Raw genomic sequence first — 25,395 nt, forward strand, 5'->3', positions numbered from 1 at the left:
CGCCCGGGCGGGAGGGCGCCGCGGCCAGGTGCGACGTGTGGGCCAATGCCGCACGCGCAACTAGAGTGGGCACGTGGCTGGGACTATCAATCGGGACGACATCGCGACTGTTCGCGAGCGCGCGCCCATTGAGGACATCATCGGCCAGCACGTCACGCTGAAGTCCGCTGGCGTCGGCTCCCTGAAGGGCCTGTGCCCGTTCCACGACGAGCGCAGCCCCTCGTTCCACGTGCGTCCCGGGGCTGGCCGCTGGCACTGCTTTGGCTGCGGCGAGGGCGGCGACGTCATCGAGTTCGTCATGCGGATGGACGGGCTGCCCTTCGGCGAGGCCGTCGAGTACCTGGCCGAACGCTCGAACGTGACCCTGCGCTACGAGTCCGGGACCGGTCCGCGCAAGGAGGGCACGGTGGGCCTGCGCAAGCGGCTGCTCGACGCGCATCGGGTAGCGGCTGAGTTCTTCGTCGCGCAGCTCGCCACCCCCGAGGCCAAGACGGCCCGCGACTTCCTGGTGGGCCGCGGCTTCGGCAAGGAAGCCGCAGTGACGTTCGGCGTTGGCTACGCCCCGCAGGGGTGGTCCGCACTCCTGGAGCACCTGCGCAGCAACGGCTTCACGGAGCCGGAACTGCGCGCATCGGGCCTGGTATCCGAGGGTCAGCGCGGCATCTACGACCGTTTCAGGGGCCGCCTGGTGTGGCCTATCCGCGACGTGACTGGCGAGCCCATCGGCTTTGGCGCGCGCAAGCTCTACGAGGACGACCAGGGCCCCAAGTACCTCAACACCCCTGAGACGGCTCTCTACAAGAAGAGCAACGTCCTGTACGGGCTCGACCTGGCCAAGGGTGCGATCCGCTCCGAGCGCACCGTGGTGGTGGTTGAGGGCTACACCGACGTCATGGCGTGCCACCTTGCCGGCGTGATGAACGCCGTCGCGACGTGCGGCACCGCGTTTGGCGAGGACCACGTCAAGGTGGTGCGCCGGCTCATGGGAGACACCGGCGGCGCGCAGCTGAAGGTCGGCTCCAAGGGTGCCAAGGTGATCTTCACGTTCGACGGCGACGAGGCGGGCCAGAACGCCGCCCTCAAGTCGTTCTCGCTCGACCAGCAGTTCCTCGCGCAGACGTTTGTGGCCGTGGACGCGGAGGGCATGGACCCGTGCGACATCCGCCAGCAGCGCGGCGACGAGGGGGTGCGCGCGCTCATGGAGGCGCGGGTGCCGCTCTTCGAGTTTGTGATCAAGACCGCGCTGGGGGCGAATAATCTCGAGACCCCCGAGGGGCGTGTGGCCGCGTTGCGTGCCGCCGCGCCCGTCGTCGCCGGCATCCGCGACCGCGCCATCCAGCCCGAATACGCTCGCCGCCTGGCCGGGTGGCTGGGCATGGACGAGGTGGTGGTGCGCAAGGCCGTCACGGACGCGGGCAGGGCTCGCGAGTCCTCGGCTCGCTCGCACGCCGCGCAGTCGCGTGCACCGCAGGGAGGGCAACAACGCACTCAGGCGTCGCGATCGGGCCAGGGGGCCGGGGCATCGGCCGCCCGTAACGGCACTAGCGGCCCGCCTGACGACGTGCCACCGCCGGACCCCGACCAGGACGGCGGGGACCCCTACGCCGACCATGCGTCGGCTCAGGGAGCGTTTGGGGTGCACGAGGGGTACACGCGACCCAACCCGCGCGACCCGGTGGTGCGCTCCGAGGCCGTCGCGCTCGGCGTCATCCTGCAATTTCCCGATGCGATTGTCGCCCACGACGACGTGCGCCAGGTCTTCGACGGGCTCACGTCCGAGGCGTTCACGGTGCCTCAGTACCGCGCGGTGTTCGACGGAGTGCTCGCTGCCGGAGGGCCGCAGGCCGTCTCCGAGTGGGTCGCGATGGTCGCGGAACAGGTGGGCCCGATGCTGGCCCCGACCGTCTCCGAGATCGCGGTAACCCCCCTCCCGCACGACAAGCCCGAGGAGGCGTTCCGCTACGTGCGCTCGGTGCTCGCCAGGGTGGCTGACCTGAGCGTCACGCGGCAGATTGCGGAGCTTCGTGGCCGCATGCAGCGGGCCGGGCAGGGCACCGAGGCCGCGAGCGAGGCTTTCGCCGACGTGATTCGCCTGGAACAGCAGCGCCGTAGCCTCCGCGAGGAGTAGCGCGGGTCCGCACCGCTGGGTGTTCGCGCCGGTGGTGCTATCTGCCGGTCTGCCTAGTCGCTGGGCGTGGCTGCGCGCCGCGCCACCACGGCGCGTGCCACGAGGATCGCGGCCGCCCCGATGACGGGGCTCAGGGCGCCGATGCTCAGGCCGGGGCCCGCATCGGCATACGCCGAGGGCCAGGCGTTGAGGGCCACCCCGATGCCGGACGCGAGTCCAAGGATGACCAGGGCGAGATTGCGCGAGGCCGCGCCGGCGAACAGGAAGGCGATCGTGACGACGGCCCACGGCAGCGGCAGCACGACGACCGCGCCGAAGATCATCAGGACGATGACGGCGACCAACACGATGCCCAGCTCGCGAGCCGCATCCTTGTCGCGCCGCACCTGCGCCACGACGAAAGCGGCGACGAAGGCCAGAGTCGGGTAGAAGACGGTCGTGAGGTAAGTGTCCTGCGCGCCCCAGAACAGCCACGCGACGGACATCGCGACTCCCGCAGCTACCGATGCCCAGACCAGGTAGGGCGTGGACGCCTCGGTCGGAGACGGGGTTTGCGCCGCATCGGGAAGGGGAGTGGCCGCGGACATTTCTCGAGTCTAGGCGTAGTCGCCGACCTGAAATTTGACCTCTCAGCCCGGGTACACGAAAGCCCCGACGTCGCAACCTGGTGGGGCTGCGGGCCGGGGCAAACTGCTCCCTCTATTGGACTCGAACCAATAACCTGCCGATTAACAGTCGGCTGCTCTGCCAATTGAGCTAAGAGGGATTGTGCAGTCACAAACTTTACATGACTTGGAGGCGGACTACGTACACGGCGGTGATGAGCGTCGCTCGCAGATAGACTACCTACCGCTCGCCGATGATGGCGTGCACGGGCCAGTAGCTCAGCTGGTTAGAGCAGCGGACTCATAATCCGTCGGTCGTGGGTTCAAGCCCCACCTGGCCCACCCGTGCCGAGTGACGCCTCGGAGCTCGAGGAAGGTGGCAGGACGGTGACGAATACGTACGAGTTCGAAGCCCCACTGTGGCAATGGACCGCCCAGCAGTCGGTCTGGATGTTCGTGACACTGCCGGAGAACGTGACCGACGAGATAGACGATGCTCAGGCGGGTCCGCGTGCGGGTTTCGGGTCCGTCAAGGTGCGGGTCCGGGTAGGCGCCACCACCTGGGAGACGTCGATCTTCCCGTCTCAGGAAATGGGCGGGTTCATCCTGCCGGTCAAGAAGGCCGTGAGGCTCGCGGAGAAACTCGACGAGGGCACCGTGGGCCGCTTCGAGCTGGTCACTCTCACCTAGCCACTCGAGGTCACGCTTGCGCGGAGGCGGTCATTCGGATTCGGCGCGACGGACTTCCGCCGGGGTGCGGCTCAGCTTCAGCAGCGCCTGTGCTGTGCCCGAGTCCACGATCAATTCTGTGATCGTGCGGGCGCGGAGCGCGGCAAAAAGTGCGGTGTCCTTGGTGGGGGACGCGACCACCGCGATGCGCCGCGGAATGCGCGCAATCTCGTGTGGGGTGGGGCCGCTCGCGCGTGAGTTGATGGCGATGTCGCGCCAGGATCCGTCCCCGCGTAGGAACACGGTGCACACGTCGCCCACGACGTTGTTCTGGGCGAGGGTGTGACGGTCGATCTCGTCGAGGTAGCCCGACGTGTAGACGTGCGAGGGCACGGGCGAGTTGATGGTCCCGATGCCGAACAGCGCCATGTCCGCCTGTGCCTGGCGCTGGAGCACTTCCTTCACGGAGCGCTCCTGCCACATCATTTCGCGGGTGCGGGGGAAGTCGAAGAACGCTGGGACAGGGAACGGCATCATGTCGGCGTGGAACGCGCGTGCGATGGCGCTCATCTGCTCGGCGCCGAACGCGAGTCCGGTGGTGCTGGGGGAGACGGAGCCGTTGAGCTGCACCACCGTCGCCCCCGCAAGCGGCTTCTCCTTGAGGTGCGTGATGATTGAGGACACGGTGGTTCCCCACGCGACGCCAAGCGTCATGCCGTCCTCGAACCAGTCAGTCAGTGCCGTCGCGGCGAAACGAGCGACGCGGTCGAGGCGCTCTGCGTCGCCCATCGGCTCGCGCACCCGGACTACGTGAGTGCGGACCCGGAAGCGGCGGGTGAGTTCCTGCGCCACGTCGCTTGCGGTTCCGACGTCCCTCACTTGAATGCGCACGATGCCCGTCTCGCGGGCCTCTTTGAGCAGCCTCGACACCGAGGAGCGGGACTGGCCAAGTTTTCTGGCGACCGCCTCCATAGTGTCGTTTTCTAGGTAATACATGCCTGCGGCTTCACGCATGAGGTCTTCCCTCGCCTGTATTCCCGGAATCGGCTCGATGTCACGAGTTCCCATCTTCGGCTCCTTTCCATGCACATTTGTGCGCTCGGGTTGCGCATCCGTCCACGCTGGGCTTCGATGAAGGATAACAAGGAGGCACGCCACCATGAATAACAGACTGACCCCGCAGAGCAGGATCGCCGCCCTCGAGGCGATGAGTGACGAGCAGGGCCTCGATGTCCTCGTCATCGGCGGCGGCATCACCGGCGCCGGCGCAGCACTCGACGCGGCGACCAGAGGACTGCGGACCGGAATCGTCGAGGCCCAGGACTGGGCGTCGGGAACATCGTCGCGGTCGTCCAAGCTGGTGCACGGTGGTCTGCGCTACCTCCAGATGCTCGACTTCACGCTGGTGCGTGAGGCTTTGACAGAACGCGACCTGCTTATCGCCGAGCTGGCCCCTCACCTGGTTGAGCCCGTGCCCTTCCTGTACCCGCTCGAGCACCGAGTGTGGGAGCGTGCGTTCGTGGGCGCCGGAGTGGCGCTGTACGACACGCTGGCCTCGGTCAACGGCCGCCGCAGGCGCGCCCTGCCCATCCACCATCACCTCACTCGCGACGCGTTGGAGAAGGAATTCCCGGACCTGCGCCACGATGCTGCCATCGGCGCGATCCGCTACTGGGATGCCTCGGTTGATGACGCGCGGCTGGTGCTGACGGTAGTGCGAACGGCGGCGTCCTACGGCGCGCTCGCGGCCAACCGCACTCAGGTGGTGTCGCTCACGCATTCCGCAGTGGGCACCGTCACTGGCGCGGTCGTCGAGGACCTGGAGACGGGAACGCGGCACACGATCAAGGCCCGCCACGTGGTGAACGCGACTGGTGTGTGGACCGAGGAGACCGAGGCGCTCGCCCAGTCCGAGGGAGGACTCCAGGTGCTTGCGTCCAAGGGCGTGCACATCGTGGTCCCGCGCGAACTCATCCGCGGCGACGTGGGGCTGATCCTGCAGACCGAGAAGTCGGTGCTCTTTGTCATCCCCTGGTCGAGGTACTGGATCATCGGCACCACCGACACCCCGTACGACTTCGACCCCACTCACCCCGTCGCCACTCGCGCCGACATCGACTACATCCTCGAGCACGCGAATGCCGTCTTGGCGACGCCGCTCACGCACGACGACGTGATCGGCACCTACGCGGGACTGCGTCCCCTCCTCCAGCCGGGCACCAAGGAAGGCACCTCGTCGGCCAAGGTGTCGCGCGAGCACACTGTCGCGTCTCCTGCGCCGGGAATGACGGTGATCGCGGGCGGCAAGCTCACAACCTACCGAGTCATGGCCAAGGACGCGATTGACTTTGCGCTCGGTTCGCAACAGAAGGCGCTGCCGTCGATCACGGACCGCATCCCCCTATGGGGCGCCGAGGGGCTCAAGGCCGTCAAGCGGCAGGGTCGGGCCATTAGCACCAGCCAAGGCTGGACCCGGGCGACCTTCGACCACCTCATCCATCGCTACGGCTCGGGAATCTCGGAGATTCTCGACGCGATCGAGGCCCAGCCTGACCTGTCGCTGCCCGTGGAGCACGCCCCGGCGTACCTGCGCGCGGAGATTCACTTCGCGGCGACCCACGAGCAGGTCATCCACCTGGAAGACGTGATGATGCACCGCACGCGTTTGGTTTACGAGGTGTCCGACTCGGGCCTGGCCGCGGCCCCGGAGATCGCCAAGATCATCGCGGACGTCCAGGGATGGGACGACGCACGGGTGGCGCGCGAGATCGAGTCGTACCGCGCCCGCGTCGAGGCCGATGCTGCAGCCGCGCGCGAGCAGAGCGACCAGAGCGCGATTGATGCGCGATCGATCGCCTCTGACATCGCGCCGATGGTTGACCTGGACGAATCCGGTGGTGCACAGCACCCCGAATAAAATGTGCCCTCCCCGGGGCATTTTGGCGACGAAAGTCGCCTACTACTCACAATGAAGTGAACGAAAGGACAGAATCGTGCAAGAAATTTTCCTCTCAGAATTGATGGGAACGGCAATGCTGATCCTCCTCGGTGGAGGAGTGGTGGCCAACGTGCTGCTGACCAAGTCGAAGGGCTTTGACGGCGGCTGGCTGCTGATCAACTTCGGCTGGGGCCTCGCAGTCTTCGCCGGTGTCTACGTGTCATTCGCGTCGGGTGCTCACATCAACCCGGCCGTGACGTTTGGAATCTGGGCCTCCGGATCGACGGAGTTCGCGCCGGGCATTCCCGTCGACCCCGCGAACTTTGCGACGTATATTGTCGCCCAGATGATCGGCGCCATGATCGGTGCGGTGCTGGTCTACGTCGCGTACAAGCGTCACTTTGACGAGACAGACGACGCCGGCGCCAAGCTGGCCATCTTCTCGACGGGTCCCGCGATTCGCGCGTACGGCTGGAACCTCGCTACGGAGTTCCTGGGCACGTTCGTGCTCGTGTTTGTGGTGCTGAGCTTCGGCAACTGGCCCGGGGACATCGGACCGTTGGCCGTGGCGCTACTAGTGGTCGGAATCGGCGCGAGCCTCGGTGGGCCGACCGGCTACGCCATCAACCCCGCTCGCGACCTCGGTCCCCGTATCATCCACGCGATCATGCCGTTCAAGGGCAAGGGTTCCTCTGACTGGTCCTACGCGTGGGTACCGGTTGTCGGCCCGATCCTCGGTGGTATCGCAGCAGGTTTGCTGTCGAGCGCTGTCTACTAATCCAGAGCGGCCGCGTGCCGCTCTCCGCACAATGAAGTGATTGGAGATCACCATGACTGAATACGTACTCTCAATCGACCAGGGAACCACGAGTTCGAGGGCGATTGTTTTTGACTCGGCAGGACAGATTGTCTCGAGTGGCCAGAAGGAGCACGAGCAGATTTTCCCCAAGGCGGGATGGGTCGAGCACGACCCGCACGAGATCTGGCAGAACGTGCGCGAGGTGGTGGGTAATGCCCTCACCAAGGCCGACCTCACCCACGAGAACCTCGCCGCCGTCGGTATCACCAACCAGCGCGAGACGGCCGTCGTGTGGGACAAGACCACAGGCAAGGCCGTCTACAACGCGATCGTGTGGCAGGACACGCGCACGCAGAAGATCATCGACAAGCTCGCGGGGGACGACGGGCCGGATAAGTACAAGGCGAAGGTGGGTCTTCCACTTGCGACGTACTTCGCTGGTCCCAAGGTCATGTGGATTCTCGAGAACGTCGACGGGGCCCGCGAGAAGGCGGATGCCGGCGACCTACTCATGGGCACGATTGACACCTGGCTGCTGTGGAACATGACGGGCGGCACCAACGGCGGCATCCACGTCACCGACGTCACCAACGCGTCACGAACCATGATCATGGACCTGCGGACGTTGTCCTGGGACGAGTCGATCGCCAAGGACATGGGTATCCCGATGTCCATGTTGCCGGAGATTCGGTCCTCCGCCGAGGTCTACGGAAAGGGCCGCCACGGCGGCATGCTCCCGGGAGTGCCCATCGCGGGCATCCTGGGTGACCAGCAGGCGGCGACCTTCGGCCAGGCATGCTTTGAGAAGGGAATGGCCAAGAACACGTACGGCACGGGCAACTTCATGCTCATGAATACGGGCGAGGAAGTGGTGCCGTCCGAGAACGGACTGCTCACCACCGTGGGTTACAAGATCGGCGACAAGCCAGCGATCTATGCGCTGGAGGGGTCGATCGCAGTCACGGGCTCGCTGGTGCAGTGGATGAGGGACAACCTCGGAATGATCAAGTCTGCTCCGGAGATTGAGACGCTTGCCGCCACCGTTGAAGACAACGGAGGCGCCTACTTCGTGCCGGCATTCTCGGGGCTCTTCGCTCCGTACTGGAGGTCGGATGCGCGCGGTGCTCTGGTGGGCCTCACGCGTTACGTGACGGCCGGACACATCGCTCGCGCGGTGCTCGAGGCCACGGCGTTCCAGACGGCCGAGGTGCTGGACGCAATGCGCGCCGATTCAGGCGTGACGCTGACGGAACTCAAGGTTGACGGCGGCATGGTTGCCAACGAGGTGTTGATGCAGTTCCAGGCGGATCTCCTCAACGTCGACGTGGTGCGCCCCAAGGTAGCCGAGACGACAGCGTTGGGTGCTGCGTACGCAGCAGGCATCGCGGTCGGCTTCTGGTCCGGAGAGCAGGACGTCATCGACAACTGGGCCGAGGATAAGCGCTGGACGCCCTCCATGGACGAGGACGAACGCGCGCGCATGATGCGCAACTGGAAGAAGGCTGTCACCAAGACTATGGACTGGGTTGACGACGACGTCGAGTGACCTGATCGATAGCTCGGCCTGACGGCTGGCGAGCGGGCGGCGGCGACCTTCTAGGGTCGCCGCCGCTTCTTGCGTCCGAGCGGGTCCGGGCGCGCTCTACGGCGCCTAGCCTCGGCCGGGCCCATCAACCAGCAACGCAGTGATCACGGCCGGAATCATGTCCGCCACATCGAGGGCGCTGATGGGGCCGCCTCCCGAGGCCAGCTCTGCGGCCCTGGCGTGGACCCAGGAGGCGCTAGCCCCGGCATCGGCGGCACTGAGTCCGCCGGCCAGAAGGGCGCCCGCTATGCCCGCCAAAGTGTCCCCCGAGCCGGCGGTGGCGAGCCAAGGCGTCGCCGCGGGCAGCGACACCGCGACGCCGTCGGTTTGCACGACGATGGTGCGCGAGCCTTTGAGGAGGACCGTAGCCTTCGCTGCCTCGGCAAGCAGTCGGGCATGTCCCACGCGGTCTTGCGTGACGTCGGCGGCGACCACGTCGTGGCCGAGGGCTCGCAGCGTCGCGACCAACTCGTTGGCATGCGGCGTCAGGAGCACCTGGTCGCTGGTCGCCGCGCACTGACCGGACGCCCGGGCACGGGCCACCGGCACGAGCGCGCCGGCGTCGACGACCATCGGCAGGCCCGCCTCGGCGATCGACCCAATGACGGCGTCCTGGTCAGGGTGGTCCGCGACCCCGGGGCCGACGACCCAGGCCTGACAGCGGGGGAGTGATTCACCGGCGTCCGTCGACGCGTACATCACCGCCTCCGGGTGGCGAGCCAGCACGAGGTCCTGTGCGCGCCGCGGGCCAACGTAGCGAACAAAGGCGGACCCGGCCCTGATGGCCGAGCCGACCACGAGTACTGCCGCCCCCGGGTACGCCTCGGACCCCGCCACGATGCCGAGTACGCCGCGCGAGTATTTATCGTCGTGTGCGCCCGGCACGGGCCATACTCGCCGCACGTCGGACCTGGAGAACTCGAGGGTGTCGTTCATGACCTCAGCGTCGCACAAATGCGACTGGCCTAAGAGGATGCTGCGCGCAATATCTGCCGCGGGGAACGAAGCGAGCGCGACACCGTGAAAGAATGTGTGCCATGGCCTTCCGTGAGATCCGAGTAACCGGCGACCCCGTCCTGCGCACCGTGTGCGACCCCATCACCGACATCGACGCGCGGGTGAAGACCCTGATCGAGGACCTGCTCGAGACCGTCGACTACGACGGTCGGGCCGGACTCGCCGCAAACCAGATAGGCGTCAACCTGCGCGCGTTCTCCTGGAACATCGATGACGACATGGGTTACATCATCAACCCCGTGATCGTCGAACGCTCGGAGGAGCTTCAGGAGCTGGGGGACGAGGGCTGCCTCTCCGTGCCCGGCCTGTGGTACCCGTGCGAGCGGCCCGCGTACTCGCGAGCCGAGGGCATCGACCTGGACGGCAAGCCGGTGATACTAGAGGGCGAGGAGATCTGGGCGCGACTCATCAACCACGAGGTCGACCACCTGGACGGTCACCTCTACCTGGACCGGCTCAAGAAGGATGTCCGCAAGCGGGCGATGCGCGAGCTGCGCGAGTCGCTGGACGAGGCCAAGTAACCCAAGGCGCCGAGGGCTAGTCGAGTTCGACGCCCACGTCTGCGAGCACCACAAGCCCCGCCGATGCCTTCGCTGGCGTTGCTGCCAGGCATCGCTTGAGCGCGGTGAAGGTCACGGTGACGCCCGCATGCACGTGCGGTAGCTTCGCCTCACTGGAGTCGGCCTCGAGGCCGCTCGGGATGTCGACAGCGATGACGGCCGCTTCCGACGCTATAGCGGCGACGATTTGATCGGCGGGAGCGCGCAAGCCCGCGCGCGCCCCGAGCCCCACGATGCCGTCGATGACGCTATCGGCCTCCCGTACTAGGGTGAGGGCCTCGTCGAGCGCGCGAGCGGCATGAATCACTCGTCCGCCGGCAGCGGTGAACTGCTTGAGCCCGCGCTCGTGGGCGGTGGGGCCCATGAGCACCGCTACGCAGTCCGCCCCGTCGTCGCACAGCAACGCGCCCGCGAGCAAAGCGTCGCCGCCGTTGTTGCCCGTGCCGGCGAGGATCACGATCCTCGCCCTGCCCATGAGTCGAGTACGCGCCTCGGTGGTGCCGCGCGCCTCGGCGGCCACTGCGGCGGCCGCGTGGTCCATGAGCTCGGGCTCGGGCGTGGACTCCATGGTGGCGCGCTCGGCTTCGCGTATCTGGGCGGTGGACATTACTGCAGCGGAAGTAGCCATAATCTGACTCTCGCACGGACCGCCAAACGGCGCACCTCGTGCCGCGATGATAGCCATACTGCGCGTGCACGCTGGCGCATCCGCTCAAGATGGGGCAATATAGAGACACACCCGGTTTGCCGGACATTTCTTCAGAGGTCGTAGGGGAAGACGCACCTCAACAGGAAGGAAGGGTCATGGCTGCTATTACCCGTGGTGTTTTATTTGTGCACTCTGCAACGCGCGCAATGTGCCCTCACATCGAGTGGGCGGCGCAGAGCGTGCTCGGCACGCGCGCCAGCTTTGACTGGACGGATCAGCCCGCCGGCAACAACCTTTTCCGCGCCGAGGTGGCGTGGCAGGGTCAGCAAGGTACCGGCGCGAAGGTCGCCTCCGCGCTACGCGGCTGGGAGCACGTCCGCTACGAAGTCACCGAGGACCCCTCCTTTGGCTGCGACGGTGGGCGTTGGTCGCACACGCCCTCGTTAGGCATCTTTCACGCCGTCACCGATGTGCACGGCAACATTGTGGTGCCAGAAGACCGCATCCGTTCGGCCATCGAGGCCGGCGGGACCGCCGCCGACTTCAAGCGTTCCATGGATCTCGCGCTGGGCGCGGCGTGGGACCACGAGCTCGAGCCCTTCCGCTACGCGGGACAGGGCGCACCCGTGCGCTGGCTCCACCGCGTCGGTTAGTTCAGGATTGCGGGCGGCCCCGGGCCGTCTAGACGCAAAAGAGGGAGTGCCACGGTAAGTGGCACTCCCTCTTTTGCGTGTGCTGGGGTTAAGCGGTTCCGAAGATCAGCGCCACGTTGTGGCCGCCGAATCCGAACGAGTTGTTGATCGCGGCGAGCTGGCCCGATGCGGGCAGGTCGCGCGGGACGTCGCGCACCAGGTCTAGAGCCAGCTCCGGCTCCGGCTCCGTCACGTTGATGGTCGGGGGAGCCTTGCGGTCGCCCAAAGCCAGAATCGTGAAGACCGACTCCAAAGCGCCCGCACCTCCGAGCAGGTGGCCGGTCATGGACTTGGTGGCGCTAAGTAGCGTGCTGTCGGCGTGAGAGCCCAGGACGCTACGGATGCCGCGGGCCTCGATCATGTCGCCCACGGGGGTGGAGGTCGCGTGTCCGTTGACGTGGACGATGTCGCTGGCGGTCAGGCCAGCACCCTGGAGACCCAGTTTCATGGCGCGGGTCTGACCGGCGCCCTCGGGGTCCGGGGCGGCAATGTGATAGGCGTCTGACGTCATGCCGACGCCCAGGAGCCGACCGTAAATGTGTGCTCCACGAGCCTTCGCGTGTTCCTCGGACTCGACGACCATCACGGCGGCGCCCTCGCCCAGCACGAAGCCGTCGCGGGTCACGTCGTAGGGGCGAGACGCGCCTGCAGGGTCGTCGTTGCGCTTGGAGAGCGCCTTCATGGCCGCGAACTGAGAGATGGGCAGGGGGTGAATGGCCGCCTCGGTGCCGCCGGCGACAACCATATCGGCGCGCCCGGACTGGATGATGTCGTAGGCCATTCCGATCGCCTCGGCGCCGGACGCGCAGGCGGAGACGACGGCGTGTGCGCCGGCCTTGGCTCCCAGTTCCAGCGAGACGTACGCGGAGGGGGAGTTGGGCATCAGCATGGGCACGGAGAGGGGCAGGACGCGCGATGCGCCCCTGTCCCTCACCGTGTCCCACGAGTCGAGCATTGTCCACACCCCGCCGATGCCCGAAGACACTACGGTGGCAAGGCGTTCGCCGTCGATGTCGGGCGAGCCCGCATCGGCCCACGCTTCACGCGTCGCCACGATAGCCATCTGTGCGGACGGATCCATGCGCTTGGTTTCTGGCCGCGAGAGGACCTCAGCCGGAGGCACCACGAGTTTGGCGGCGAAGTTCACGGGCATGCCGTACTTCTCCGCCCAATCGTTGTCGAGCGTACGCACGCCGGACTTGCCGGCGAGAGCGTTCTCCCAGGTCGTAGCTACATCCCCGCCGAGAGGCGAGGTGGCTCCAAGGCCGGTGATTACGACATTCGTCATGGTGTGATTCTCCGTTTTAGGTCAGTCAGCACGGGCAGAGCGCAAAAAGCGCTGGTTAAGCCTGTGCCTTGGTGATGTACTTGACGGCGTCTCCAACGGTGAGGAGGTCCTTGACGTCCTCGTCGGGGATACGGACGTCGAACTTCTCTTCTGCGAGGGTGACGATGGTCATCATCGACAGCGAGTCGATGTCGAGAGCGTCGGTGAACGACTTGTCCATCTGGACCTGGTCTGCTTCGATTCCGGTCTCTTCGGCGACGATCTCTGCAAGTCCCGCGAGGACCTCGTTTTCGTTCAGTGCCATGCGTATCTCCTTATGTGGGTGTGATGCGGACGCATCGTGTTCGGTGATCGAACGATTGTAAATTTTTTGCGTCGACTTGGTCGGTCGAGCGAGCAATTATGGCAGTGCGATGACCTGCGCCGCGTACACGAGTCCCGCGCCGAAGCCGATCTGGAGTGCGAGGTCGCCGGACTTAACTTCGCCGTCACGGAAGAGTCGCTCGGTGGCCAGTGGAATCGAGGCTGCCGAGGTGTTTCCGGAGTCGACGATGTCCTTGGCTACTGCGACGTGGTCGGGCAGGCCGATCTGCTTCACGAGCTGGTCGATGATGCGAACGTTGGCCTGGTGGGGAATGAAGGCGGCGATGTCGTCGGGCGTGAGGCCGGCGGCGGCGATTGCCTCGCGCGCCACGGGGGCCATCTTGAACGATGCCCACTTGAAGACAGACGGTCCCTCCTGGACGAGGGTGGGGAAGGCTACGTCCTCGCCATCCCGCACGTCGATCCACGATGACGTCTGGCGGATCAGGTGTGACCCGGAACCGTCGGAGCCCCAGATCGTGGGGCCGATGCCGGGGGTGTCCGAGGCGCCGATCACGACTGCGCCGGCGGCATCGCCAAGCAGGTAGGAGATGGAGCGGTCGGCCGGGTTGATGAAGTCACTCATCTTCTCCGCGCCGATGACGAGGACGTTGCGAGCGGAGCCTGCGCGAACGAGCGCGTCGGCCTGGCCGATGCCGTAGCAGTACCCGGCGCAGGCTGCCGAGATGTCGAACGCGGCCGCCTGAATGCCGAGGCGGTCGGCCAAGACAGGCGCACCACCCGGAGTCATGTGCGGGTACGTGATGGTGGACAGGATGACCGTATCGATCTCGTCGGCGGCGATGCCGGCGTTGGCGATTGCCTCGCGCGCAGCATGCTCTGCGAGGTCGACGAGGGAGGTCTCCGGGTTAGCCCGCACTCGGGTCGAGATGCCCGTCATCTTGCGGATCCACTCGTCTGACGAGTCGATCGGCCCGATGATGTCTTCGTTGGGGACTACCTGCTCGCCGCGGTAAACGCCGAGTCCTAGGATTCGCGAGAACTCAGGTCCTCGGTTGATGGACATCGTGGTCACGCGTGTGCCTCCAAGAGTTCGCGGGCAGCGTCCAAGTCGGCTGGCGACTTGAGGGCAACCGCGGGGATGCCCTTCATAGAACGCTTGGCGAGGCCCGTCAGGACTCCGCCGGGCGCCACCTCAATGATGGCGGTGACGCCAAGGTCCAGCATCGATTGCTGGCATAGGTCCCAGCGTACCGGGTTGGCGACCTGAGACACGAGGCGGCCAAGTACCTCGGCGCCGTCGAATACGCGGGCGCCGTCGGCGTTCGACAGCAACACTTCCGCGACATCGTTGGGGCGCACGGACGATGCGGCGTCGGCTAGGGCGGCGACGGCCGGCTGCATGGTCTCCGTGTGGAAGGCCCCAGCGACCTGAAGCTCTATTACGCGGGCTCGCGCAGGGGGCGAGGAGACCAGCGCCTCGATCGCGCTCTTGGCTCCGGCCGCAACAACCTGGCCGCCGCCGTTCATGTTGGCGGGTGTGAGCCCCAGTGCAGCGAGTGCCGCGAGCACGTCCTCGGGGTCACCGCCGAGTACCGCTGCCATCGACGTGGGCTCGGCGGCTGCCGCAGCGGCCGCCATCGCGTTGGCGCGCACCGTCACCAGCCGCATGGCCTCGTGATCGGTGATCGCGCCGGAAAGAGCTGCGGCAGCAAACTCGCCGACACTGTGGCCGGCCGTCACTGCGGGCAGCGCGTCGCCCAGCAGTTCGCGGGCGGTGGCGAGCGCGGTCGCGACAAGAAGCGGTTGCGCCACTGCCGTGTCGCGGATGGTCTCCGCGTCGGATTCCGTGCCGTGCTTCACCACGTCGACTTCTGTGGCTTCCGACAATGATTTGAGGGTTGAGGCGATCCCGGGGATTTGTAGCCACGGGGTGAGCATTCCAGGTGTCTGGGCGCCCTGGCCGGGGCAGAGAACGGCAATCATGTCTCTAGACTGCACTATGAATCAGGAAAACGTGGACTCCGTGCTCACTGATTCGCACTAATCAGACTGTAGGGGTTCTACAAAGGCGGGTCAGATTGCCGCACTATTGGAGTCCCGCAGGCGACCAAGCGCGAACGCCGTTTCGAGCACATGGGCATCGCGAGTGGACAAGACGTTCCACCCGGTGAGCTCCGAGACCTTCTTGAGGCGGTAGCGAACGGTGTTGGCGTGGACGAACATGAGCCGCGAGGCGAGCTCGAGCGAGCGACCGCAGTCGAGGTAGGTAGCCACGGTGTCGACGAGTGCGCCGCTGGCATTGACAATCGGGTCGTACGCCACGGCGATTAGCTTGGCGCGCGCGACAGAGTCGCCCACGAGGACGCGCTCGGGAAGCAGGTCGTCGGCCTTGACGGGGCGCGGGCACAGCGCCCACGCGGGTGCGGCGCTGACCCCGGTAAAGGCGGCACGGGTGGCACGGGCGACCTCGACCAGCGTGACCGCTGGGGGTCCGATCACCACGGGGCCGGGACCAAAGTTGGACATGAGCTGTTGAGTGAGTTCGTCCATGTCGGCGTCGGAGCGCGCAATGATGACCAGGTCGTCGCCGTGGATTCCCACCAGCGCGCCTGACGCTCCGCGGCGGATGGAGCGACGGAGCTCCGCAGACTGAACCTCGCCGAGCGTGCCGTCGGTGAGTCCCACCATGACTAGCGTCGGTCCGGACTTCCAGCCCAGTGCGGCCGCGCGGCTTGGCAGATCGTCGTCAACCTCGCCGCGGACCAGTGCGTCCACCACGAGGGCCTCGATACGTGCGTCCCACGCGCCGCGTGATTCCGCGGCGCGCGCATAGACCTCGGCTGCGCTGAAGGCGATCTCTCGCGAGTAGCGAAGGATGGCTTCGCGAAGCTCGCGCTCGCCGCCGGGGGCGGCGAACTCGTCGCAGTGCTTCTCTACGACCTCGACGACGGTGCGCACGATCCCAAGGGTGTGCTGCAGTGAGATGGAGCGGGTCAGCTCGGGGGGAGCGGCGGAGAACACCTCGCTGGCGGCACGGTAACTGCGAGAGACGTCGGCATACCACTGCACAAAGGAATCGATGCCTGCCTGGGCGACGGTGCCGACCCACGAGCGCTCCTGCGCCGGCAGGTCTCTAAACCAGGCGTACTCGGAGTCAAGGCTGGAGATGGCAGCAGTAGATAGCTTGCCCGTGCCGCTCCGCAGTCGTTTGAGTGTTTCTTGCCGAGTGTCAGTGATTGCCATGGGGAACATCTTACTGTGAACTTGTCTGATATCCACAGTGGCGCGCCCCCCGAATGGGGGGCAATTCGAGTCAAAAATACGGACATAAAGCCCAAACCTGGACACGTCATCGACTCGCCCCTGTGGGGAACAGCAATCTCGACCCCTCGTGATGGCGAGGCGGCCGGCGGCTCGTTGCGGCGGTTCTCGGGCGCTCTTGTCGCAGGCAGAGCGCAAACGCCCGCGTATCTGTAGGTTAGTGATTCAAACAAGGAGGTAGGCGATGAAGCCGCAGCCCAAGCCGGTGACAGGTGCGATATTCGGATTCTTCTTTGGGGTGGTGATAGTCGCGCTGCTCTGGCAGCTCGGGATCGTTCCCCCGGATCGACTCGTGGTGTTCGGCGTGGTGGGCATCGTCATGCTGATCTGCACTTTCGCCCTGACTCAGCGGGTGTCTTTGGTTCGCAAGAGATTCGTCGTGGTGGTCGTGTTTGCCGCACTGTTCGGCGGCGTCGCCCTGACCGGAATCCCCGAGTTCGTGAGCGGCGGGTCGATCAGTTCGGGTTGCACCGTCGAGGCGAGCTCGTCGCTGAGTGGGAAGACAGGGCCAGCCAACACCTCGGCGACCTCGCCCTTCAGAGCCGCGCTCATCGACGACGTCCCGTGGGTGGCGACCACGGACACGCCATTCACGTCGCCCACCAACGTGGCTGGCCTGGTGATTGTGGGCATCGAGATTCCAGTCTGGACCGGCAGCCTGGAGAAGTTCTCGGGTGTCCAGGAACTGTCGGGGACCGCGAATGTTCAGGATCTTCAGGACCAGCTCAAGGATGCGAGCGGTCTTGAACTGACGGGCGCGTATCACGTGTACGGGGGCGTCAACGCGTCGGACGGCGACTGCGAGACGGACGCCTACATCGCGGTGCCGCCGGCGAGCGCCTTCGGAACCCCGCTGCTGATCGGCGTTTGGGTCCTTGCCGGGATCCTGTTCATCGTCATTGTGGCGCTGGGAATTGGCGTGCGTCGCTCGATCCGAACCTCGGAGCGGCTCGAGGCCACCACCCCGCCGGCCGACCCTACGGCGGTGGACGCGACCACGACGAGCGCGCCTATCGTCCCTCAGGAGGTTCCGGAGAGTAGCGAGGCACCAGCACCAGCACCAGCACCAGCACCAGCACCAGCACCAGCACCAGCACCAGCTCCGACGCAAGCGCCAACACAAGCGCCGGGTGTGACACCAACGCCATTGTCGACGCCTGCACCGGCACCAGAGGCGAGCACAGCGCCAGCACCGGCGCCCGAGCCGAGCTCTACGACGGCCCCGCCAACCGACTCACCGGCCCCCGCGGCGCCTGAGCCCACCCCGGCGCCAGAACCCACCCCGCCCGAGGCAGCACCGCCGCGCGACGGGGATGGACAGCGCTAGCGCAGGTCATGCCGTAAACGAGGAAGGGCCCCGACTCCAGATGGAGTCGGGGCCCTTCCTCGTTAAGGAGCGAGTCGCGTTACGCGTCGCCGCCGGCGTTGCCCGACGTGCCCTTAGCAGGGTCGTGGAGCTCGTAGCGCTCGATCGCGGCGGCAGTGGTGCCCGCCTGGACCTGTCCCTTGCGCTCCAGCAACTGCAGGGCCTTGACCGCCATCGACGGACCGTCGATGTGGAAGAACCGCCGCGCCGCTGCGCGGGTGTCGGAGAATCCGAAACCGTCGGCGCCCAGGGTGGCGTACTCGCCCGGAACCCAAGCGCGAATCTGGTCGGGAATCAGGTGGTCGAAGTCGGAGGTCGCGATGAACGGCCCCTCGACGCCCTGGAACTTCTGGGTAAGGTACGGCACCTGCGGACCGTTCTCGGGATGGAGGAAGGACGCCTCGTCGGCGGCCAGCGCGTCGCGGCGAAGCTCGTTCCACGACGTCACTGACCAGACGTCCGCACGCACGCCGTGGTGGGCGAGTAGGAGCTCCTGTGCCTCGAGGGCCCAAGGAACGCCCACGCCCGACGCGAGCAGCTGGACGCGCGGCCCGTCACCCTCGGCGGCGTCCGCGATCTTGTAGATGCCCTTGAGGATGCCCTCGACATCGACGTTCTCCGGCTCTGCGGGCTGGAAGATCGGCTCGTTGTACACCGTGAGGTAGTACATGACGTTGGGGTCGCGACCGTCGTTGCCGTACATCCGCTGGATGCCGTCCTTGACGATGTGGCGGATCTCGTAGCCGAACGCGGGGTCGTACTGCACGACCGCGGTGTTGGTCGCAGCGAGGATGGGGGAGTGCCCATCGCCGTGCTGCAAGCCCTCGCCGGCCAGCGTGGTGCGTCCGGCGGTCGCGCCGATGATGAAGCCGCGCGTGAGCTGGTCGCCAGCTGCCCAGAACTGGTCGCCCGTGCGCTGGAAGCCGAACATCGAGTAGAAGATGTAGAACGGAATCATCGGCTCGCCGTGCGTCGCATACGAGGTGCCGACGGCCTGGAACGCTGCCGCGGAACCGGCCTCGTTGATGCCGGTGTGCATGATCTGCCCGGAGTCGGATTCCTTGTAGCTCAGCATGAGCTCACGGTCAACGGGCAGGTAGTTCTGACCCTGCGTGTTGAAGATCTTCGCGCTCGGGAAGATCGCGTCGAGTCCGAACGTGCGGGCCTCGTCGGGGATGATCGGCACGATGCGCTTGCCGAACTCCTTGTCGCGGACAAGGTCCTTGAACAGCCGCACGAACGCCATGGTGGTGGCGACCTGCTGCTTGCCCGAACCCTTGGCGAGAAGCTCGTAGTTCTTGTCGTCGGGAAGAGTGATTTGCGTGTTGGGGTCGCGACGCTCGGGGACGAATCCACCGAGCTCCTTACGACGGTCCAGCATGTACTGAATCGCCGGGTCCGAGGGATCGGGGCGGTAGTAGGGCGGGTTGTAAGGGTCCGCCTCTAGCTCCTCGTCCGTGAACGGGATCTCGAACGTGTCGCGCAGGACCTTCAGGTCTGCGGTGGCGAGCTTCTTCATCTGGTGCGTCGAGTTGCGCGCAGCGAAGTTAGCCCCCAGACCGTAGCCCTTGATGGTCTTGGCAAGGATCACGGTGGGCTTGCCGTTCTTCTCCATCGACTTTGCGTACGCCGCGTAGAGCTTGCTGTAGTCGTGACCGCCGCGCTTGAGCGCCCAGATCTCGTCGTCAGTCATGTCCTTGACGAGTTCCTTAGCGCGCGGGTCGCCGCCAAAGAACTGGTCGCGAATGAACGCACCGGACTCGGCTCGGAAGGTCTGGAAGTCACCGTCGGGAACGGTGTTCATGAGGTTGACGAGCGCGCCATCCTCATCGCGCTCGAGGAGCGGGTCCCAGCTGCGACCCCACACCACCTTGAGCACGTTCCAGCCGGCCCCACGGAAGTAGGCCTCGAGCTCCTGGATGATCTTGCCGTTACCGCGCACCGGGCCGTCGAGTCGCTGCAAGTTGCAGTTGACCACGAAGGTGAGGTTGTCGAGTCCCTGGTTAGCTGCGAGCTGCAGCATTCCGCGGCTCTCGGGCTCGTCCATTTCGCCGTCACCGAGGTAGGCCCAGACCTGCTGGTCCGAGGTGTCCTTGATGCCGCGTGCTTCGAGGTAGCGGTTGGTCCACGCCTGGTAAATGGCCGATGCCGGGCCGAGTCCCATGGAGACGGTGGGGAATTCCCAGAGCTCGGGCATGAGGCGCGGGTGCGGGTAGGACGATAGTCCACGACCCGTTGCCGACTTTTCCTGACGGAACGAGTCGAGGTCCTCCTCGGACATACGCCCTTCGACGAAGGCGCGTGCGTAGACGCCGGGGGCCGCGTGGCCCTGGAAGTAGATGTGGTCGCCACCGCCTGGGTGGTCCTTGCCGCGGAAGAAGTGGTTGAGGCCAACTTCGTACAGCGTGGCGACGGAGGCGTATGAGGAGATGTGTCCGCCCACGCCCTTGCCGTCGGCCTGAGCGCGCGTCACCATGACTGCGGCGTTCCAGCGGATCCAGCCGCGATAGCGGCGCTCCACGGCCTCGTCACCGGGGAACTCGGGCTCGTCCTCGTAGTGAATCGTATTCACGTAGGGGGTGTTCAGACTCAACGGCACGCTGAGCCGGCGCTGAGCGGCGCGCTCGAGCAGCTGGTCCAGGATGTATTCCGCTCGGCCCTCGCCGTTCGTTTCGATCATGTCGTCGAGCGACTCAAGCCACTCGTTCGTCTCGTTCGGATCCTTGTCAACGTCGCCGTGTGATGCCACCGGGAGCCTTCCTGCCGGGCGCGGGATAGTGCGCCAAAGTGTCAATGGGGGCGTATCGGGTGTGTCGCCTCTTGAACATTCTTGCCATTTTGCTGGTGATTGTCACGCCAGCGTTGGCGCTTCGAGCGAACACGCGCTCCACACTAGCGCCCGGCCCGCCGTTGCACTGCAGGCGCAGGTGCCTCTACTCTGGTCGCAGGTGCACGTGGAGGCGCCATTCCCCAAAGACAAGGAGCGACGCCGCCGTGGCGACACAGGAGGACCCGACATCAGTCGACGAGACGATGATCGCGAGGCTTGGCCTCGACAAGGGACACATCATCCAAGAGTTCGGATACGACGAGGATGTCGATAAAGACCTCCGCGTCGGGATCGAGGAAGCCACAGGCGAACCGATCGTGTTCGAGGACTACGGGGACGTTACCGACGGTGCGCTTGTGTGGTTCCGCCAGGGAGACGAGGACCTCGCCGACTTGCTGATGGACGCACAGTCCCTGCTCGACGACGGCGCCTCTATGTGGGTACTGACCCCCAAGAAGGGCATCTCCGGGCACGTCGAGCCGCGCGTCGTAGGCGAATCCGCCTCGCTGGCAGGCCTGCACGCGACGTCTACCTTTGTGGTGGGCGATTCCTGGTCCGCCACCCAGTTGGTGGAAAAGGGCCGCTCTAAGTGACCCCAACTTCCCTGAGCACGCCCGAACAAGTGGCGGAAGCCCGGGACATGAACGCTGAGGCGCAGCCTCTCATCGGCTCCCCGGCGCCAGATTTCAGCCTGTTGGACCAACACGGGCGCACCGTCACGCTTAAGAGTTTTCGTGGTGGCGGTGTGCTGTTGATCTTTGTGCCCTTCGCGTTTACCGACACCTGCACCAACGAGTTGGTTGAGCTCCAAGGCGCGACAGACTTGCTTGGCCACGATGACATCACCGTCACCGTCGTGTCGTGCGATTCCATTTATACGCTCAAGGCGTGGGCGGACGCGCACTCGTACGCGGGCGGGATACTGTCCGACTTCTGGCCACACGGCCAGGCGGCGCGCGCTTACGGCGTGTTCAACGAGGACAAGGGTCTTGCTAATCGAGGGTCCTTCCTGATCGACGGCGACGGCATTGTGCGCTGGGCTGTTGTCAGCCCCATCGGACGGCCCCGCGACTTGGACGCCTACCGCGCGGCGCTTCCCCTGGCGGTTCGCGGCGGTTAGCACCAGTCGCCGGTGTGGCGGATTACCCCAAACGGAACATCTACGCCACAATAGTTACGCCTGAAGAGGCGAGGGGCCCTTAGCTCAGTTGGTTAGAGCACTGCGTTTACACCGCAGGTGTCATCGGTTCGAGTCCGGTAGGGCCCACTCTTGCGAGTCATCCCGCACGTCGCTGCTGTAGTCAGAGGCGGGTCGCGTACCGCTATTTGCCGCATAGACCAAGCCCGCCCGCCCGCCCGTCGCGAGCGGGAAGTGTGTCTGTATGCTGAGCGGCAAGAAGCAGGCAGATTACGCCGCAAGCCGGGCGCCGTCACGTGACGGCGCTTGTCTGGCCGGTGCTTTCAGTTCAAGTCCGAGAACGCGCGCGTAAGCGCCAGGGGGTGCCGCCGTGGGATTCGCAGATGCCAAGCCGGATCGTTTTACGAAATACACCCATCACGTTGACAGGCTGATGCTGGTCCTCGCCTTCGTGTTCCTGGTGGTGTGGTCGACGCGCATCATCTTCCGCGAGGACCTGCCGCAATCCGTGCTGACCACGTTGCTGACCATCCAGTTTTGGATTTGGCTGGCTTTTGTCACGGACCTAGTGATCCGGACAGTGCTCTCGGAGAAGTCCTGGAAGTTCCTGTGGACCCATCCCCTGGATGTGGTCGCGGTGCTGTTGCCCGCCGCGAGGCCGCTGAAGATCCTGACTGTCTTTACTCAGGGCACGATGCTGGCGAGCTCGACAGGGCGCGTCAAGACCATGCAGGCCGTCGTCCTGTCCACCGCGCTGCTGCTGTGGATCGGCGCCGTGTGGGTGCTGTCCGCGGAGCGGGGAGCGCCGGGAGCCTCGATCGAGACCTTCGGTGACGCCCTATGGTGGGCCATCGTGACTGTGACGACCGTCGGGTTCGGGGACTTCACTCCGGTGACCACGACCGGGCGGATGGTTGCCTCCGGCATGATGCTGCTGGGCATCGCGCTCATTGGTGTGGTGACGGCCTCAGTCGCCGCCTGGTTCGTCAGCCTCACGTCGACCCAGGACGAGGCGAGCGACGACGTGCGTGACACCCGCGACGACGCGATGGCGCAGCGCGTGGTCGACCTCGAGGCGAAGATCGATCGCCTCCTGGCGATTCATGACTCCAACGCCGAGCGAGAACAACGTAAGCCGGGGCGCTAGCGAGTCGCTTGCCGGTGCGGAGAACCAGTAGCGTTGTGGCCATGACAACCGTCGCGGACGTAATCGAAGTTCTCGAGGCACGCTTCCCCCCGGAGCGTGCCGAGGATTGGGACGTGAATGGGCTCGCGGTCGGTGACCCTGCCGCCCCCGTCACTCGAATCATGTTCGCGGTTGACCCCACGTTGGCCGTGGTTGAGGAGGCGCTCGACCTGGGTGCCGACCTCCTCGTCACGCATCACCCGCTGATGCTGCGCGGGGTGACCTCGGTGGCGGCAAATACCTCGAAGGGTGCCGTGGTGCACAGGCTCATCGCGGGCGGCTGTGCGCTGTACAACGCACACACGAACGCCGACGTGGCCCACGGGGGAGTGGCGGACGCTCTGGCAGCCGTACTGGGTGTGGTCGACACTGCGCCTCTCGTCCCATCGGCGGACGATGCGACGGTAGGGGCGGGCCGCATCGGCCGCCTTGACGATCCGGTCACGTTGGGCGAGTTCGCCCACCGCGTTGCCGCGGCGTTGCCGACTACAGCTCACGGCGTGCGCATCGCGGGAGACCTGGACGCCGAGGTGACCACGGTCGCCGTCATGGGCGGCTCCGGCGACTCTTTCCTGGACGCGGCGCGCGCCCAGCGGGCAGACGTCTACGTCACCGCGGACCTGCGCCACCACCCCGCGTCCGACGCGCGGGACCTGGCGAGCCTGTCAGATGGAAAACCGTTCCTCGTCGACGTGGCACACTTCGCATCAGAATGGTCGTGGTTGGTCGCGGCCGCCGAGGGCGTCGCTGACGCCACCGGCATAGACACCATCGTTAGTAACCTGAACACCGACCCCTGGACCGCGCGCGTAGGCGCCTGAGTCCGCAAGGAGACAACCGTGCCCACTGCACCAGCCGCAGACCAGAAGCGAATCTTGGTTGTCCAAGACGCTGACACCCGCGCAAATCAGGCGCGTCACCGCCGCGACCACCACCCGTTGATCTCGCAGATCGACGAGCTGATGGGACGCGCGCTGGACCTCGACGAGGAACGCATCGCGCGCGGCACCGAGGTCAGCGACCTCAAGCGTGAGGTCACCAAGGCCGAGGACGACGTCCAGGCGGTTCGCACCCGCGCCGCGCGCGACAACAAGCGTCTCGAGTCCGGCCAGGGCACCTCCAAGGACCTGCAGGCACTGCAGAGCGAGCTCGAGGTCCTCACGCGCCGTCAGGACGTCCTCGAAGAGGTCGAGATGGAAATCATGCAGCGTCTCGAGGACGCGCAGAAGGCGCAGTCGGACTCGACTGAGCAGTACGACGCGATCATGACCCAGGTCGAGGGCCTCAAGGCTCAGCAGCTGATCGCGTTCAACGAGATCGAAGCCGAGTTGCAGACCATCGCCGCTGAACGCGAAAAGGCGGTCGACGGCGTGGACGCCACGCTCGTCGCGCTCTACGAGAAGATCCGCGCGCAGTACGACGGCATCGGCGCAGCCGAGCTCATCCGCGGCGCCTGCCAGGGCTGCCACATGAACCTCAACGCTGGGGAGCTGGCTCGTATCAACGCCGCCCCCTCCAACGAGGTAGTGCGCTGCGAGGAGTGCGGTCGCATCCTGGTGCGTGGGACCGGCGAGTGAGCGCCAGGACTTCCCCCAGCGCCGTGAGCGACACCGAATCCGTCAGCCCGCTGACGCTGGTCCTGGTCCGCCACGGCGTCACCGAGATGACGGTAGCCCAGCGGTTCTCCGGTTCCGGCACGCTGGGTCCGCACCTCAATCCTGCCGGGCGCATCCAGGCGGCGAAGGCCGCCGACGCAATCCAGCGCATCGGCCGCGATAGGTGGGAAGCGCTGCCCAAGGTCACGCGAGTAATCGCGTCGCCGATGAATCGCACCCAGGACACCGGCGCGGCCCTAGGCCGTCGCACGGGCCTGAACGTCGAGACCGACCCGCGCCTGCGCGAGGTGCACTTTGGCAGCTGGGAGGGCCTCACCGGGCCGGAGATCATCGCCGCCGACGGCGACGCGATCAGCGACTGGCGTTCGGGACAGGTCGCTGCTCCAGGTGGCGAGTCGATGCCGGACGTCGGACGCCGCATGGAGTCCCTGCTGGTGGACCTCGCTGCGGAGCACGCCGCAAAGTGTGTGGACGGGGACGAGGTGGGACGCTCCTACGCCTTCGCCACCCACTCCGTCGCGATCAAGTCGTGCATTGGACTATCGATGGGCATCGACGAGCGCAAGTGGAACTACATCTGGCCGTCACCGGCGTCTCTCACCATCCTGCAGTTGCGCGTCAACCGCACCGGCGAGATTGGCGAGCGCCACCTGATGTGCTTGGGTGCTGCCACCCACTAGG

24 protein-coding genes and 3 tRNA genes are annotated in these 25,395 nt (G+C 66.0%); 16 read left to right on the forward strand and 11 right to left on the reverse strand.

The genetic code is table 11. From position 1 onward, the window contains the following. Positions 1 to 73 precede the first annotated feature (73 nt). On the forward strand, positions 74 to 2,128 hold the full coding sequence (gene dnaG, locus ACQU6B_RS04935) for a DNA primase (RefSeq protein ID WP_430868937.1): 2,055 nt from the start codon (positions 74 to 76) through the stop codon (positions 2,126 to 2,128). 53 nt (positions 2,129 to 2,181) lie between these two features. Here the strand turns inward: dnaG and ACQU6B_RS04940 are convergent, their stop codons facing one another. Beyond that, positions 2,182 to 2,715 (reverse strand): hypothetical protein, encoded by a 534-nt coding sequence (locus ACQU6B_RS04940; RefSeq protein ID WP_430868938.1) that lies wholly within the window; start codon positions 2,713 to 2,715, stop codon positions 2,182 to 2,184. A gap of 106 nt (positions 2,716 to 2,821) precedes the next feature. Then, a tRNA-Asn gene (locus ACQU6B_RS04945) sits at positions 2,822 to 2,894 on the reverse strand. Between the two features lie 107 nt (positions 2,895 to 3,001). Here ACQU6B_RS04945 and ACQU6B_RS04950 point away from each other — a divergent pair. Further along, a tRNA-Ile gene (locus ACQU6B_RS04950) sits at positions 3,002 to 3,075 on the forward strand. Positions 3,076 to 3,120: 45 nt separating this feature from the next. Beyond that, entirely contained in the window at positions 3,121 to 3,423 is a 303-nt protein-coding gene (locus ACQU6B_RS04955; RefSeq protein ID WP_430868939.1) for a DUF1905 domain-containing protein, read from the forward strand. Between the two features lie 30 nt (positions 3,424 to 3,453). Here the strand turns inward: ACQU6B_RS04955 and ACQU6B_RS04960 are convergent, their stop codons facing one another. After that, positions 3,454 to 4,470: a sugar-binding transcriptional regulator gene (locus ACQU6B_RS04960; RefSeq protein WP_430868940.1), complete on the reverse strand. Its 1,017-nt coding sequence runs from the start codon at positions 4,468 to 4,470 to the stop codon at positions 3,454 to 3,456. Between the two features lie 91 nt (positions 4,471 to 4,561). On the opposite strand from ACQU6B_RS04960, the gene ACQU6B_RS04965 reads away from it, so the two are divergent. The 3 genes from ACQU6B_RS04965 (at position 4,562) to glpK (ending at position 8,685) form a co-directional block, all read left to right on the forward strand. Next, positions 4,562 to 6,319: a glycerol-3-phosphate dehydrogenase/oxidase gene (locus ACQU6B_RS04965; protein ID WP_430868941.1), complete on the forward strand. Its 1,758-nt coding sequence runs from the start codon at positions 4,562 to 4,564 to the stop codon at positions 6,317 to 6,319. Positions 6,320 to 6,434: 115 nt separating this feature from the next. Continuing rightward, on the forward strand, positions 6,435 to 7,118 hold the full coding sequence (locus ACQU6B_RS04970; RefSeq protein WP_430868942.1) for an MIP/aquaporin family protein: 684 nt from the start codon (positions 6,435 to 6,437) through the stop codon (positions 7,116 to 7,118). Between the two features lie 52 nt (positions 7,119 to 7,170). Beyond that, positions 7,171 to 8,685, forward strand: coding sequence for a glycerol kinase GlpK (gene glpK, locus ACQU6B_RS04975; RefSeq protein ID WP_430868943.1), 1,515 nt, complete (start codon positions 7,171 to 7,173; stop codon positions 8,683 to 8,685). Positions 8,686 to 8,790: 105 nt separating this feature from the next. On the opposite strand, the gene ACQU6B_RS04980 is transcribed toward glpK, so the two are convergent. Next, positions 8,791 to 9,660 (reverse strand): NAD(P)H-hydrate dehydratase, encoded by an 870-nt coding sequence (locus tag ACQU6B_RS04980; protein WP_430868944.1) that lies wholly within the window; start codon positions 9,658 to 9,660, stop codon positions 8,791 to 8,793. Positions 9,661 to 9,761: 101 nt separating this feature from the next. Between ACQU6B_RS04980 and def the strand changes: the two genes are divergently transcribed. After that, entirely contained in the window at positions 9,762 to 10,262 is a 501-nt protein-coding gene (def, locus tag ACQU6B_RS04985) for a peptide deformylase (RefSeq protein ID WP_430868945.1), read from the forward strand. A gap of 16 nt (positions 10,263 to 10,278) precedes the next feature. Here def and ACQU6B_RS04990 read toward each other — a convergent pair whose 3' ends face one another. Beyond that, on the reverse strand, positions 10,279 to 10,929 hold the full coding sequence (locus ACQU6B_RS04990; RefSeq protein WP_430868946.1) for an NAD(P)H-hydrate epimerase: 651 nt from the start codon (positions 10,927 to 10,929) through the stop codon (positions 10,279 to 10,281). Between the two features lie 176 nt (positions 10,930 to 11,105). On the opposite strand from ACQU6B_RS04990, the gene ACQU6B_RS04995 reads away from it, so the two are divergent. After that, on the forward strand, positions 11,106 to 11,603 hold the full coding sequence (locus ACQU6B_RS04995) for a DUF3145 domain-containing protein (protein ID WP_430868947.1): 498 nt from the start codon (positions 11,106 to 11,108) through the stop codon (positions 11,601 to 11,603). A gap of 88 nt (positions 11,604 to 11,691) precedes the next feature. On the opposite strand, the gene ACQU6B_RS05000 is transcribed toward ACQU6B_RS04995, so the two are convergent. From ACQU6B_RS05000 to ACQU6B_RS05020, 5 genes are all read right to left on the reverse strand, one after another. Beyond that, entirely contained in the window at positions 11,692 to 12,930 is a 1,239-nt protein-coding gene (locus ACQU6B_RS05000; RefSeq protein WP_430868948.1) for a beta-ketoacyl-[acyl-carrier-protein] synthase family protein, read from the reverse strand. Positions 12,931 to 12,985: 55 nt separating this feature from the next. Continuing rightward, complete coding sequence (locus ACQU6B_RS05005; RefSeq protein ID WP_430868949.1) at positions 12,986 to 13,234, reverse strand: acyl carrier protein; 249 nt, start codon at positions 13,232 to 13,234, stop codon at positions 12,986 to 12,988. A 96-nt stretch (positions 13,235 to 13,330) separates the two neighbouring features. After that, positions 13,331 to 14,320 (reverse strand): beta-ketoacyl-ACP synthase III, encoded by a 990-nt coding sequence (locus tag ACQU6B_RS05010; RefSeq protein ID WP_430869211.1) that lies wholly within the window; start codon positions 14,318 to 14,320, stop codon positions 13,331 to 13,333. Between the two features lie 5 nt (positions 14,321 to 14,325). Then, entirely contained in the window at positions 14,326 to 15,240 is a 915-nt protein-coding gene (locus ACQU6B_RS05015; RefSeq protein WP_430868950.1) for an ACP S-malonyltransferase, read from the reverse strand. Positions 15,241 to 15,330: 90 nt separating this feature from the next. Continuing rightward, positions 15,331 to 16,500, reverse strand: a complete 1,170-nt coding sequence (locus ACQU6B_RS05020) for a PucR family transcriptional regulator (protein WP_430868951.1) — start codon at positions 16,498 to 16,500, stop codon at positions 15,331 to 15,333. Between the two features lie 262 nt (positions 16,501 to 16,762). On the opposite strand from ACQU6B_RS05020, the gene ACQU6B_RS05025 reads away from it, so the two are divergent. Beyond that, entirely contained in the window at positions 16,763 to 17,905 is a 1,143-nt protein-coding gene (locus tag ACQU6B_RS05025) for a hypothetical protein (protein ID WP_430868952.1), read from the forward strand. A gap of 79 nt (positions 17,906 to 17,984) precedes the next feature. Here the strand turns inward: ACQU6B_RS05025 and aceE are convergent, their stop codons facing one another. Continuing rightward, complete coding sequence (gene aceE, locus ACQU6B_RS05030; RefSeq protein ID WP_430868953.1) at positions 17,985 to 20,693, reverse strand: pyruvate dehydrogenase (acetyl-transferring), homodimeric type; 2,709 nt, start codon at positions 20,691 to 20,693, stop codon at positions 17,985 to 17,987. Positions 20,694 to 20,938: 245 nt separating this feature from the next. Between aceE and ACQU6B_RS05035 the strand changes: the two genes are divergently transcribed. The 7 genes from ACQU6B_RS05035 to ACQU6B_RS05065 all read left to right on the forward strand — a co-directional run bounded on the left by ACQU6B_RS05035 (position 20,939) and on the right by ACQU6B_RS05065 (position 25,394). Then, complete coding sequence (locus ACQU6B_RS05035; RefSeq protein WP_430868954.1) at positions 20,939 to 21,367, forward strand: DUF3052 domain-containing protein; 429 nt, start codon at positions 20,939 to 20,941, stop codon at positions 21,365 to 21,367. Beyond that, the gene (locus ACQU6B_RS05040; RefSeq protein ID WP_430868955.1) at positions 21,364 to 21,894 is read left to right on the forward strand and encodes a peroxiredoxin; all 531 of its coding nucleotides are present in this window, start codon (positions 21,364 to 21,366) and stop codon (positions 21,892 to 21,894) included. The genes ACQU6B_RS05035 and ACQU6B_RS05040 overlap by 4 nt, the downstream gene beginning before the upstream one ends. A 73-nt stretch (positions 21,895 to 21,967) precedes the next feature. Then, positions 21,968 to 22,041, forward strand: a tRNA-Val gene (locus ACQU6B_RS05045). Positions 22,042 to 22,282: 241 nt separating this feature from the next. Beyond that, positions 22,283 to 23,059: a potassium channel family protein gene (locus tag ACQU6B_RS05050; RefSeq protein ID WP_430868956.1), complete on the forward strand. Its 777-nt coding sequence runs from the start codon at positions 22,283 to 22,285 to the stop codon at positions 23,057 to 23,059. 41 nt (positions 23,060 to 23,100) lie between these two features. Next, on the forward strand, positions 23,101 to 23,919 hold the full coding sequence (locus ACQU6B_RS05055; RefSeq protein WP_430868957.1) for a Nif3-like dinuclear metal center hexameric protein: 819 nt from the start codon (positions 23,101 to 23,103) through the stop codon (positions 23,917 to 23,919). 18 nt (positions 23,920 to 23,937) lie between these two features. Beyond that, complete coding sequence (locus tag ACQU6B_RS05060) at positions 23,938 to 24,675, forward strand: zinc ribbon domain-containing protein (protein ID WP_430868958.1); 738 nt, start codon at positions 23,938 to 23,940, stop codon at positions 24,673 to 24,675. After that, complete coding sequence (locus tag ACQU6B_RS05065) at positions 24,672 to 25,394, forward strand: histidine phosphatase family protein (protein ID WP_430868959.1); 723 nt, start codon at positions 24,672 to 24,674, stop codon at positions 25,392 to 25,394. Before ACQU6B_RS05060 ends, ACQU6B_RS05065 begins: the two co-directional genes overlap by 4 nt. The last annotated feature ends 1 nt before the right edge of the window (position 25,395 follow it).

The sequence above is a fragment of the Demequina aurantiaca genome (genome assembly GCF_050598105.1).
Lineage (GTDB): Bacteria > Actinomycetota > Actinomycetes > Actinomycetales > Demequinaceae > Demequina > Demequina aurantiaca_A.